The following is a 12,605-nucleotide window of genomic DNA, read 5'->3' as shown; positions in this document are numbered from 1 at the left end:
AAATTAAACAGAATGTGGAAACACTTAAAAAAGTGGTTTGGTTTTGGTAACACCATTAACGAAAATGAAGAAGACCTTATGAAAAAATTCTTAATTGTTGGACTGGGCAATATTGGTGAAAAATACCATAACACTAGGCACAATATTGGCTTTAAAATTTTAGATTATTTAGCTGAAAAAGAAGAAGCTACTTTTGAAACCGTAAAACTTGGAGATGTAACAACCATAAAAGTTAAAGGGAGGACATTAATTCTTCTTAAACCAAGCACTTATATGAACCTTAGTGGTAAAGCTATAAAGTATTGGTTAGAAAAAGAAAAAATACCACTAAACAACTTATTGGTTATTACTGACGATCTCAACTTACCTTTTGGCACACTTAGACTAAAAACAAAAGGCAGTGATGGAGGACACAATGGTTTAAAAGACACTCAAGACAAGCTGCAAACCACAAAGTACAATCGTTTTAGATTTGGAATTAGCGATGCCTTTAGCAAAGGAAGACAAGTTGATTATGTCCTTGGAGAATGGAATGAAGAAGAAAACTCTAAACTCGAAGAACGTCTAAAAATTTCGGCAGAATTAGTTAAGTCCTTCGCTCTAGCTGGAGTTAACAACACCATGAATCAATTTAATGGGAAATAGCTTTACTACATTATTAATTTTCTAACTTTGATAATTATACAAGAATTGCTTTGAAGTCTGAAAAAATCTTAACTATAGGTACGTTTGACGGAGTCCATATTGGGCATCAAAAAATACTAAAACGCGTTGTTGCTCTTGCTCAAGAAGAGGATCTTGTTCCTACGGTATTAACATTGTTTCCGCATCCTCGTATGGTACTTCAAAAAGATAATAGCATAAAACTTCTCAACACCATTGATGAGCGTATTCAGCTTCTTAAGAATTTAGGAATTGAAGAGGTTATTGTGAAAGAATTTACAAAAGAATTCGCTAACCTTTCTGCCAAAGACTATGTAGAACACATTCTTGTAGATGAGCTTAATACCAAGCAAATTGTTATTGGCTACGATCATCATTTTGGTAAAAACCGAAGTGCCAATATTGATGACTTAAAAGTCTTTGCTGAAGCGTTTAACTTTAAAGTTGAAGAAATCACTGCTCAAGAAATTGAGGATGTTACTGTAAGCTCTACCAAAATTAGGAATGCTTTAAATAATGGACATATTGAAGTTGCTAATTCGTATTTAGGCTATAATTATTTCATTTCTGGTGATGTTGTAAAAGGAAAAGGTATAGGAAGAACTTTAGACTACCCTACAGCAAATATAGATATCAAAGAATCCTACAAATTAATACCTAGAGATGGTGTTTATGTTGTTAAATCTGAAATAGAAGGTTTAACAATTTATGGTATGATGAATATTGGCACTAACCCAACAGTAGATGGAAAAACGAGATCTATAGAAGTTCACTTCTTTGATTTTGATAAAGATATTTATGGAGAAACTTTAAGAATTGAGTTTTTACATTGGTTACGAAGCGAACAGAAATTCAAAAATCTTGAAGCTCTAAAAAAACAGCTCAGCAAAGATATGACAGATGCTTTAGAGCATATAAAATTACTCAATGCATAAGTTTTTGTATAAACATATCGATAATTCCGGCCTTATTGTCTTTAGGATTATCTTTGGTTTACTCTGTTTTTTAGAATCTTTTGGAGCTATTTTTTTTGGTTGGGTAAAACGCACTCTTATCGATCCTCAATTCACCTTCTCGTTCATTGGTTTTGAGTGGTTACAACCTTTACCTGGTAATTGGATGTATGCCTACTATATTATAATGGGAATTTTTGGGCTACTCATTATGGTTGGATACAAGTACCGTTTTAGCATGTTCATGTTTGCCATAATGTGGACAGCAACCTACCTAATGCAAAAGTCTTCATACAACAACCATTATTACTTTCTCTTTATTTTGAGTTTTTTAATGGTTTTGATGCCAGCAAACAGATATGCTTCTGTAGATGTAAAATTAAACCCTTCATTAAAGCGAATTTCAATGCCTGCATGGTGCAAATGGGTGTTTGTCATACAACTGTTTATACTCTACACCTACGCAACTATTGCTAAGTTATATCCAGATTGGTTAGATACAACGTTCATTAGAATATTAATGGAAGGCAAAGCAGATTATCCCATAATTGGTGGTTTACTACAAAAAGAGTGGCTTCATTATTTTTTGGCGTATGGAGGTCTTCTATTTGATGGTTTAATTATTCCTGCTTTATTATTTAAACCAACACGAAAATTTGCCTTTTTTATTTCAATATTCTTTCATCTATTTAACTCCATTGTATTACAAGTTGGCATTTTCCCTTATTTGGCCATAGCGTTTAGCCTCTTCTTTTTTGAACCTAAAACCATTAGAAATATTTTTCTCAAAAAGAAAGAACTCTATAGCACAAATGAAGTTATAATACCAAAGTACAGTAATGTATTCATTACCGTTTTTATCACTTATTTTCTTGTTCATATAGCCTTACCACTTCGCCATCATTATTTTGAAGATGATGTACTCTGGACAGAAGAAGGCCATCGCCTATCTTGGCGAATGATGCTGCGTGCTAAAAGTGGCACTGCTAGTTACAGAGTAATAGATGAGGCCACTAATAAGCAGATTCCTATTAAGCTCAGTGATTATCTCACAAAAAAGCAACAAAGGGGAGCAAGCACTAAACCAGATATTATTTGGCAATTTGCACAACACTTAAAAGAAGATTTTGCTAAAAAAGGAAAGTCTGTTAAAGTCTATGTTAGAGCTTATGTTAGCATAAATGGTAAGCAACCTAAACCACTTATAGACCCAAAAGTAGACCTCGCAAACGAAGAATGGCACCATTTTAAACACCACGACTGGATATTGCCTTCAAAATAGTTTTTATCTGCTTAAATTCTTATTACTTTTGTTGCCCTATTTTATACGCTTTAAAGCGTAAATTCAAATTTTTTTAGATATGTTACAAGTTGCTTTTATTAGAGAGAATAAAGAGGCTGTTATTAACGGTTTAGCAAAACGAAATATCGATGCTACCGAGATGATTAATGGTGTTATTGCTTTAGATGAAGACCGAAGAAATCTTCAGACACAATTAGATAACTCAAAAGCTGAATCTAATTCCCTATCAAAAGAGATTGGTAACTTATTTAAATCTGGTGAAGTACAAAAAGCCAATGTTTTAAAAGAAAAAACAACTCAGTTAAAAGAGACGGTTAAAACCTTGGAGCAAGAGCTCAATGAAAAAGCAGATGCGCTTAATGAGTTATTGTACAAAATTCCTAATGTACCTAACGAAATTGTTCCTGCCGGAAACACTGATGAAGACAATGAAGAAGTGTATCGCGAAGGTGATATCCCAACATTATTTGAAGGTGCTTTACCACATTGGGAAATTGCAAAAAAGTACGATATCATAGATTTTGAATTAGGTAACAAAATCACTGGTGCTGGTTTTCCTGTGTATAAAGGAAAAGGTGCAAAATTACAACGTGCACTTATCACTTATTTCTTAGATAAAAATACCGAAGCAGGTTATACCGAAATGCAAGTACCTCACTTAGTAAATGAGGCTTCTGGTTTTGGCACAGGTCAATTACCAGACAAAGAGGGTCAGATGTATCATGTTACTGATGATAATTTATATTTAATTCCAACTGCAGAAGTTCCTGCAACAAACATCTTTAGAGACACTATTCAAGACGAAGATGATTTACCTAAAGCAATAACAGGTTACACGCCTTGTTTTAGAAGAGAAGCAGGTAGCTATGGAGCACACGTAAGAGGATTAAATCGTCTACATCAATTTGACAAAGTAGAAATCCTTAGAGTTGAGCATCCAGACAAATCTTACGAAGCTTTAGACAGCATGGTAGAACACGTAAAAGGTATTTTGAAAGAACTTAAACTACCATACAGAATATTACGTTTGTGTGGTGGAGATTTAGGCTTTACTTCTGCTCTGACTTATGATTTTGAAGTGTTTTCTACAGCACAAGATCGCTGGTTAGAAATTTCTTCAGTTTCAAATTTTGAAACCTTTCAAGCCAATCGTTTAAAATTGCGCTTTAAGAACAACGAAGGTAAAAACGAATTATGCCATACTTTAAACGGTAGTTCTTTAGCATTACCAAGAGTATTAGCCGGAATTTTAGAAAACTACCAAACCGAAGATGGCATTAAAATTCCTGACGTATTAGTACCATACACTGGGTTTGATATGATTTCATAGATAATTTTCGTCAAAAAATTCGGACTCATTTGTTAAAAAAATGCGTATTTAATCGATTTTTCGTGTATTTCTTCGCTTTTTTTATTTATTTTTATCAAGTTAGCAATCCAAATCAAGGATTAGCCTATTTATGAAAAATGTAAAACGTATTGTACTACTCGTTGCACTAGTTGTTATGGTAAGCAAGGTTTTTTTCTAACTATAAAGTATTGAAAACACCACGACAAAGTAATTGAATCATATTTAAACAAATAATGGTTAATAGCGCATTTATTTTGCTGGTCAAAATGCCTAAACACTACGTTTAGGCATTTTTTTATCATAACATTTACAATAACTAGATATTGCATTTGTTATATTTACAAAAACACTTTTTGTGAAGAACTGTCTGCTTTTAATATTACTTGTTTTTACACTTACTTTTGCCAATGCACAAAACAGTGAAGTGCTTGCTGACAGCTATTATAAAAAAGGTGAGTTTAACAAAGCTCTCGTTATCTACGAAAACCTCAATAAAGAGAAACCATACAATTACAATTACCTGTTCAAACTCATTGATACGCATCAGCAATTAGAACAGTTCGATGCTGCTGAAAACATCTTAATTCAGCGTTTGGAGAAACGAAAAAATCCTACTCTTGTTGTGGAATTAGGTTATAACTATCAACTTAAAGACAGTTTAGTTAAAGCAAAAAACTTATACAAAGAAGCAATAGATTACTTAGACGAAAAACCAAACTACGTCTATAGTGTTGCCAGAAAATTTGAAGACCACTCGCTTTTAGACGAAGCCATACAAGTGTATGACAAAGGCAAGATTTTAATGCCAGAAAAAAATTATAGTATCCAATTAGCTCGAATTTATGGTGATCAAGGCAATATCGAAAAAATGTTTGAAAACTACATCGAATATATAGCCTACAGACCAAACTACATCAACAATATAAAAAGAGCCGTAAGTGATTTTATATCCGAAAACAAGGATAACGAAAACAATGTTTACTTAAGGCGATTATTGCTAAAGAAAATTCAGCAAGAGCCAAATCCTTATTGGTATGAACTTTTAAGCTGGCTATATGTACAAGAGAAAGCCTATAACAAATCCTTTATTCAAGAAAAGGCATTGTATAAACGTAATCCTGAAAGCTTAGACCGAATAATTGAACTGGCTGTAACTGCGTTAGGCGACAATGATAGTGAGACCTCAAAGGACATTTTTAATTACGTTTTAGAAACCACTCAAGATGCTACTACAGCACTAACAGCACATCAATATATCCTTGAAATTGATACCCAAAACGCAACGTCTAAAAAAGAGTTAGATGTTATCGATAAAGCCTATAATGAACTGTTTGACCAATTTGGAAAGTCTGAATTAACCTTACCTCTGCAACTAGCTTACGGTGAGTTTTTAGCCTTTCATCTAAAGGATACTGAAAGCGCAACATCTTTTTTACGAAAAAGTATGAAACTGAATATTTCAGAATTTCAAGAAGCTAAGGTAAAGTTGCTTTTGGCTGATATTTTAGTCTTACAAGAACGTTTTAATGAGGCGTTAATCTTTTACTCTCAAATTCAGTTAAGTCTTAAAAACAGTACCATTTCGCAAGAAGCAAGGTTTAAAGTAGCAAAAACGAGTTACTACAAAGGCGATTTTGATTGGGCAGAATCGCAACTCAAAATTTTAAAATCATCAACCTCACAACTTATCGCCAACGACGCTCTGGATCTAAAACTTTTAATCTCAGATAACAAGTGGGAAGACAGCACACAAACCGCATTAAAGTACTATGCCAAAGCCGACTTGTATTCATTTCAGAATAAAACAGATGAAGCTATTTCGCTTTTAGACAAAATTTTAGAAGAACATAAAGGTGAAAGTATCATAGACCAAGCTTTATTTCAACAAGCCAAATTGTTTGAAAAGAAAAAGCAATACAACAAGGCGGAAGCCAACTATCTAAAAATTATCGCAGACTATAGAGAAGATATCTTAGCGGACGATGCACACTATTATTTGGCAGAATTATACAATACACATTTAGCCAAACCTGAAGAAGCTAAGCAGCTTTACGAAAAAATAATCTTCGATTTTGAAGACAGTATTTACTTTATCGAATCCCGAAAAAAGTTTAGGATGCTGAGAGGTGATAGTATAAACTAGATGACAAGCTAAGATTAATAGTTATTAGTTTCAATTCCCTAACTTTGCAACTAATTCCTAATCTCTTTTTCTTATCATGATCATATACAACGTCACAGTAAACATAGATGAATCCGTTCACGATGAATGGTTAGCCTGGATAAGAGAACATATTCCGCAAGTTTTAGCTACAGGGAAATTTGTAGATGCCAAACTCACTAGAGTATTGGTAAAAGAAGACATGGGAGGCATAACCTATTCTGTGCAATATAAGGCACACTCCAGAGAAGCTTTAGATGCGTATTATGCAGAAGATGCTGAGCGACTAAGAGGTGATGGTTTAAAGCGGTTTGCTGACAAAATGTTGGCATTTAGAACCGAATTAGAAGTCATAGATGAATACTCTGTAAATTTCAATTAAGTCAATAATGGCACTCAATCAGAAAATATACAACAACAGAAAAACCTTAAGAATTATAAGTGTTTTTATGATGTTTTTAGGTGTAGTTATTGCTTATTTTTGTTACGATTCCGAACCTTGGGAGACCATTGGTGGCTTTTTATGTGGCGCAGGATTCGCTTTTTTTATAATTTTTGTTTCCCTTAAAGAACCCAAAAACCAGTCTTAATCAGTGTCAAATCAAGATCAAGTTAGAGCAAAAAAACATTTAGGACAACATTTTCTAAGAGATGAAAATATTGCCAAAAAAATTGCAGACACCTTAACACTGCAAGGCTATAAAGACGTGTTAGAAATTGGTCCTGGAATGGGTGTATTGACTAAATATCTTCTCAAAAAAGATATTAAAACTCACGTTATAGAGATTGATACAGAATCTGTTGAGTATCTTAAAAACAACTACCTCAACCTTTCAGATAGAATCTACGAAAAGGACTTTTTAAAATACGATTTAACTGAAATTTTTAAGGATCAAGCTTTTGCTATCATTGGTAATTTTCCATACAACATATCGTCTCAAATAGTTTTTAAAACCTTGGAAATGCGTTATCAAATACCAGAATTTTCAGGTATGTTTCAAAAGGAAGTTGCACAGCGCATTTGTTCTAAAGAAGGTTCTAAAATCTATGGTATTCTTTCTGTTTTAACCCAAGCATTTTATGATGCTGAATATTTATTTACAGTGCCACCTTCAGTATTTAATCCGCCACCAAAGGTAGATTCTGGTGTGCTATTACTAAAACGAAAAGAAAATTTTACATTGCCTTGTGATGAAGCTTTATTCTTTAAAGTTGTGAAAACAGGTTTTCAGCAACGCAGAAAAACATTGCGAAATAGTTTAAAAACCTTCAATCTTTCCGATAATTTAAAAGCAAATACTATCTTTGGGCAGCGACCAGAGCAATTAAGTGTTTCACAATTTATTGAGCTGACTTCGCTTATTGAAAATGACCAAAATTAATTTTGCTGTCATTTCGATTGATTTTAAAATGAAATCAAAAAAATTAAAACCATCACGTGGAAGAAACTCAAGACAACATACAATTTCAACTTACAGATGAGCTTATTGAAAAAGTAGAAGTCCTTGTCGAAGACAAAAACGACAAAGAACTCAAATTGCTTTTAAATGAGTTTCACTACGCTGATATTGCAGAAATTCTTGATGAGCTAGATCTCGATGATGCGCTTTATGTCATAAAACTTCTTGATTCTGAAACCACATCTGATGTTTTAATGGAACTCGATGAGGACAATCGTGAGAAGGTTTTAAAAAATCTATCGGCTAAAGAAATCGCCGAAGAAATTGAAGAGCTAGATACCGATGATGCAGCAGATATTATTGCGGAACTTCCCGAAGAGCGACAAGAAGCTGTAATCTCTCAGATTGAAGATGAAGAACACAAAGCAGAAATCAAAGAGCTTTTGGCTTATGATGATGATACTGCTGGTGGTTTAATGGCAAAAGAGCTTGTTAAAGTTTACGAAACCTGGACTGTTGCTGGTTGTTTACGTCGCATAAGAGGACAAGCCAAGGAGGTTACTCGCGTACACTCTATTTATGTAGTCAATAAAGAAGAAAAGTTGATTGGTCGCTTATCACTTAAAGATTTAATTGTTGCAAAGAGTGATCAGAAAATTGCAGACATAGCTAAGGACAATGTAGATTATGTTAACGTAAAAGATGATGCTGAAGATGTAGCAAGAGTTATGGCTAAATACGATTTGGAGGCCATTCCTGTGGTTGATGATAACCAAACACTTTTGGGTAGAATTACCATTGATGATATCGTTGATGTCTTAAAAGAAGAAGCAGACAAAGATTACCAATTAGCAGCAGGTATTACGCAAGATGTAGATTCTGATGACAGTATTTTTGATCTCACCAAAGCACGTTTACCTTGGTTATTTTTAGGCTTAGTTGGTGGTGTTGGAGCTTATGTAATTATGCATTTTTTTGAAAGTGGATTGCCTGAGGAGTTTAAGATTTTATTTTTATTCGCACCTCTTATAGCAGCAATGGCTGGTAATGTTGGTGTACAATCTAGTGCTATCATTGTACAAGGTTTAGCAAATGACGATGTCAAAGGAAGTATCAACAAAAGACTAATTAAAGAAATGCTTTTAGCAGCACTTAACGGTGTAATTTTATCTGTTTTTCTTTTTGGTTTTGTAGCTATTTTCCAAGGAGATACTTTATTTGCTTTAGCAATCTCAATATCATTAATTGCTGTTATTATTGTTGCAGGTCTCGTTGGTACATTTATTCCTTTATTTTTAGACAAGAGAGGTATTGATCCTGCTATTGCTACAGGACCTTTCATTACTACGAGCAATGATATTTTTGGAATAATTATTTATTTAATGATTTCAAAATTAATTCTTGGTATCTAATTGTAACTGCTTTCGTAACTTTACTACATGAAAGCAATAAACATCAAAGAAAAATTTTCAAAATTCGATAAAAACTGGCATCCTCATCAGATAGCTATAGTTGACGACATGCAAGTAATTCTGGCTAAATTAAAAGGCGAGTTTGTTTGGCATAGTCATGAAGATGAAGACGAGTTATTTCAAGTCATTAAAGGGACACTATACATGCAATATAGAGACCGCACAGAAGTCGTTAAAGAAGGCGAATTAATTGTTGTACCAAAAGGTGTAGAACATAACCCTTATACAAAAAACGATGAAGAGGTACATGTATTACTTTTTGAAAAACTAAGTACAGCACATACTGGAAACATAAAACACGAAAAGACGCAAACGCATTATCCGAAAATATAAGTTTTTTTTGAGTTAAGACACTGAAATTAATTTTGTATCTCAACAATAAAAAAAATTCTGAAACAAATTCAGAATAACAACTATGAAGATTCTCCATTTAGACAAAAACCATCCTTTACTCTTAAATCAACTGAACGATTTAGGGTTTGCCAATCACGAAGATTATACCACATCCAAATCAGAAATTGAAGCTAAAATTGAAACCTATGATGGCATTATTATAAGAAGTCGGTTTACCATTGACCAACAATTTTTAAATGCAGCTACAAATCTTAAATTCATAGGTCGTGTTGGAGCTGGCATAGAGAATATTGACTGTGAATACGCTCAAGCAAAGGGTGTGTATTTAATTTCTGCACCAGAAGGTAACAGAAATGCCGTTGGCGAGCATGCATTAGGGATGCTCTTATCGCTTTTTAATAAATTGAACAAAGCTGATCGCGAAGTAAGACAAGGCAAATGGCTAAGAGAAGCCAACAGAGGTATAGAGCTCGATGGCAAAACAGTTGGCTTAATCGGTTATGGTAATATGGGCAAAGCCTTTGCTAAAAAGCTAAGAGGTTTTGATGTTGACGTGCTTTGTTATGACATAAAAGATAATGTTGGAGATGAGAATTGCAGACAAGTCTCGTTAGAAGAACTTCAGACAAAAGCGGATGTCATAAGCCTACATACACCCCAAACTGAATTAACTATAAACATGGTAAATTCAGAATTCATCAATAAATTCAAGAAGCCGTTTTGGCTTATCAATACAGCTCGTGGTAAAAGTGTTGTAACAGCTGATTTAGTTAACGCTTTAGAAACTGGTAAAATACTAGGTGCTGGATTAGATGTTTTAGAATACGAAAAATCGTCTTTTGAAAACCTCTTTACATCTAGCAAAATGCCAGCAGCTTTTGAATATCTTATTAATGCAGAAAATGTACTCCTAACACCTCATGTAGCAGGTTGGACGGTTGAGAGCAATATTAAACTTGCACAAACCATCGTAGATAAAATTAAAGCAAAATTTTGCTAATTTTAAAACATGAAGAAAACCATTCTTGTTTTTGGATTGTTGATTTTAGCAATTTTATTACTATTTCAGTTTAGTAAATATACTTTAACCACAGGAAATATTAGTATTGAAGTTGTGGTCTCAGTTATTGCACTAACTTTCTTCTTCATTGGTATTTATATCAATAAAAAATCACTTCATAAGAGCGCATCAAATTCAACTGAAATTGATGAAAACAAAATAACAGAATTAGAAATTACTACAAGAGAATACGAGGTTCTTAAATTTATTTCTGACGGTTTATCTAATAAAGAAATTGGTGAAAAACTCTTTCTCTCAGAAAGTACCATTAAAACGCATGTTTCAAATTTATTATTAAAACTTAATGCTAAACGTAGAACGCAAGCCATCCAAATTGCAAAATCACTTAAAATTATTTAAAAATATCTACTTTTAGACTTTAGTACTACTGCTTTGGTACTTTAGTATGAGTCTCAAAATCAACTCTCAAACTACTTTTGCTGTAAACTAAAATTATAAAACATGAAAAATACAGTACTTAAATTTGGCGGCTACGGATTAATACTTGGAGCCGTTATTTTTGGATTAGCACTAACCTTTGGTGGTGGCTTAAGTTACACTACTCAAGAAATTATTGGTTATGGCTCAATGGTCGCTTCCTTATCATTTGTTTATTTTGGAATCAAACATTTTAGAGATCAAGTTAATGATGGAAAAGTAACTTTTGGCAAAGCGCTTTTAATTGGTGTTTTAATATCTGCTTTTGTTGGTCTTGGTGTTGGAATAGTTGATTATTTGTATACAACCGTTATCAATCCAGATTTTGCAGAAGACTATTTAGCAAAAACTTTGAAAAGCTACGAAACGTTATACTCTGGCCAAGAACTTGAAAACAAAAAAACTGAATTAACTACCCAAATGAAAAACTATGGTGGCTCAGGCTTTATGGCCGCCATTATGTTTTTTACCGTACTTGTAATAGGATTTATCATATCTTTAATTTCAGGATTAATCCTTCAAAGAAAATAACTACTAAATCAATCTATAAAATGCAATACGACGCAACATCACCAGAAGATTATATAAGTCAGGTACCAGAAGAACGGCAAGACACTCTCAAAAAACTTCGTAAGGTTATAAAAGATAACTTACCTAAAGGTTTTGAAGAAGGCATGCAATACAAAATGATTGGATACTACGTACCACACTCAGTTTATCCTGATGGTTACCATTGTGATCCTAATACACCACTACCTTTTATGAGTTTTGCTTCGCAAAAAAACTCTATAAACTTATATCATATGGGCATTTATGCTAAGAAAGAATTACTTGATTGGTTTGTTGGTGAATATCCTAAACATTGCAAACGCAAATTAGATATGGGCAAAAGTTGTATTAGATTTAAAAAAATGGATGAGATACCCTTTGAGCTCATTGGTGAACTTACTAAAAAGATGAGTAGTGAAGAATGGATAGATATTTATGAATCAGCCTTAAAGAAAAAATAAAATGAAAAAACGAGTAACAGGAATTGGTGGATTATTTTTCAAAACAAAAGATCCGCAAGCCTCAAAAGATTGGTATAAAAAACACTTAGGTTTTAACACTGATGCTTATGGTTGTACGTTTTGGTGGAAAGACAAAGAAGGTAACGATTGTTCTACACAATGGAGTCCGTTTGCTGAAGACACAAAATATTTTGAGCCTTCTAAGAAAGACTTTATGTTTAACTATAGAGTTGAAAATTTAAAAGAATTATTAGTGACTTTAAAGCAAGAAGGTGTCACAATAGTTGGAGAAATGGAAGAATACGACTACGGAAAGTTTGGTTGGATATTAGATAATGACGGCAACAAAATAGAACTTTGGGAGCCAGTAGATCAAGCATTTAAATAATTCTGTAACGATTTGGCATATTCTTCTACATATAATTACCACTAAAAACCAT

At 33.3% G+C, this 12,605-nt stretch carries 15 protein-coding genes; all 15 read left to right on the top strand.

The features are described from left to right. The first annotated feature begins 12 nt into the window (after window positions 1-12). The 15 genes from pth to MST30_RS06755 all read left to right on the top strand — a co-directional run bounded on the left by pth (window position 13) and on the right by MST30_RS06755 (window position 12,553). On the top strand, window positions 13-645 hold the full coding sequence (gene pth, locus MST30_RS06825; RefSeq protein WP_243473636.1) for an aminoacyl-tRNA hydrolase: 633 nt from the start codon (window positions 13-15) through the stop codon (window positions 643-645). A 50-nt stretch (window positions 646-695) separates the two neighbouring features. Next, window positions 696-1,598 (top strand): bifunctional riboflavin kinase/FAD synthetase, encoded by a 903-nt coding sequence (locus tag MST30_RS06820; protein WP_346346984.1) that lies wholly within the window; start codon window positions 696-698, stop codon window positions 1,596-1,598. Then, window positions 1,591-2,898, top strand: a complete 1,308-nt coding sequence (locus MST30_RS06815; protein WP_243473635.1) for an HTTM domain-containing protein — start codon at window positions 1,591-1,593, stop codon at window positions 2,896-2,898. Before MST30_RS06820 ends, MST30_RS06815 begins: the two co-directional genes overlap by 8 nt. 79 nt (window positions 2,899-2,977) lie before the next feature. Then, window positions 2,978-4,249, top strand: coding sequence for a serine--tRNA ligase (serS, locus tag MST30_RS06810; RefSeq protein WP_243473634.1), 1,272 nt, complete (start codon window positions 2,978-2,980; stop codon window positions 4,247-4,249). A gap of 376 nt (window positions 4,250-4,625) precedes the next feature. Then, window positions 4,626-6,413 carry a tetratricopeptide repeat protein gene (locus tag MST30_RS06805; RefSeq protein ID WP_243473633.1) on the top strand — a complete coding sequence of 596 codons (1,788 nt, stop codon included), beginning with the start codon at window positions 4,626-4,628 and terminating at the stop codon, window positions 6,411-6,413. A 76-nt stretch (window positions 6,414-6,489) separates the two neighbouring features. Continuing rightward, window positions 6,490-6,813, top strand: a complete 324-nt coding sequence (locus tag MST30_RS06800; protein WP_243473632.1) for a DUF4286 family protein — start codon at window positions 6,490-6,492, stop codon at window positions 6,811-6,813. A gap of 7 nt (window positions 6,814-6,820) precedes the next feature. Then, window positions 6,821-7,021: a hypothetical protein gene (locus tag MST30_RS06795; protein WP_243473631.1), complete on the top strand. Its 201-nt coding sequence runs from the start codon at window positions 6,821-6,823 to the stop codon at window positions 7,019-7,021. Between the two features lie 3 nt (window positions 7,022-7,024). Then, a complete protein-coding gene (rsmA, locus tag MST30_RS06790; RefSeq protein WP_243473630.1) occupies window positions 7,025-7,813 on the top strand; it encodes a 16S rRNA (adenine(1518)-N(6)/adenine(1519)-N(6))-dimethyltransferase RsmA in 789 nt (262 codons plus the stop codon). Between the two features lie 56 nt (window positions 7,814-7,869). Beyond that, window positions 7,870-9,243 carry a magnesium transporter gene (mgtE, locus tag MST30_RS06785; protein WP_243473629.1) on the top strand — a complete coding sequence of 458 codons (1,374 nt, stop codon included), beginning with the start codon at window positions 7,870-7,872 and terminating at the stop codon, window positions 9,241-9,243. Between the two features lie 27 nt (window positions 9,244-9,270). Next, window positions 9,271-9,636: a cupin domain-containing protein gene (locus MST30_RS06780; RefSeq protein ID WP_243473628.1), complete on the top strand. Its 366-nt coding sequence runs from the start codon at window positions 9,271-9,273 to the stop codon at window positions 9,634-9,636. Window positions 9,637-9,718: 82 nt separating this feature from the next. Then, complete coding sequence (locus tag MST30_RS06775; protein WP_243473627.1) at window positions 9,719-10,657, top strand: 2-hydroxyacid dehydrogenase; 939 nt, start codon at window positions 9,719-9,721, stop codon at window positions 10,655-10,657. A 9-nt stretch (window positions 10,658-10,666) separates the two neighbouring features. Next, complete coding sequence (locus tag MST30_RS06770) at window positions 10,667-11,077, top strand: response regulator transcription factor (RefSeq protein WP_243473626.1); 411 nt, start codon at window positions 10,667-10,669, stop codon at window positions 11,075-11,077. Between the two features lie 102 nt (window positions 11,078-11,179). Then, the gene (locus MST30_RS06765) at window positions 11,180-11,686 is read left to right on the top strand and encodes a DUF4199 domain-containing protein (protein WP_243473625.1); all 507 of its coding nucleotides are present in this window, start codon (window positions 11,180-11,182) and stop codon (window positions 11,684-11,686) included. Window positions 11,687-11,706: 20 nt separating this feature from the next. After that, a complete protein-coding gene (locus MST30_RS06760; protein WP_243473624.1) occupies window positions 11,707-12,165 on the top strand; it encodes a DUF1801 domain-containing protein in 459 nt (152 codons plus the stop codon). A gap of 1 nt (window position 12,166) precedes the next feature. Continuing rightward, window positions 12,167-12,553, top strand: a complete 387-nt coding sequence (locus MST30_RS06755; protein ID WP_243473623.1) for a VOC family protein — start codon at window positions 12,167-12,169, stop codon at window positions 12,551-12,553. Window positions 12,554-12,605 lie beyond the last annotated feature (52 nt).

It is taken from the genome of Winogradskyella sp. MH6 (assembly GCF_022810765.1).
In the GTDB taxonomy this organism is placed as follows: domain Bacteria; phylum Bacteroidota; class Bacteroidia; order Flavobacteriales; family Flavobacteriaceae; genus Winogradskyella.
Note: the sequence above shows the minus strand (reverse complement) of the source record. Positions and strands in the feature narration are given on the sequence as shown.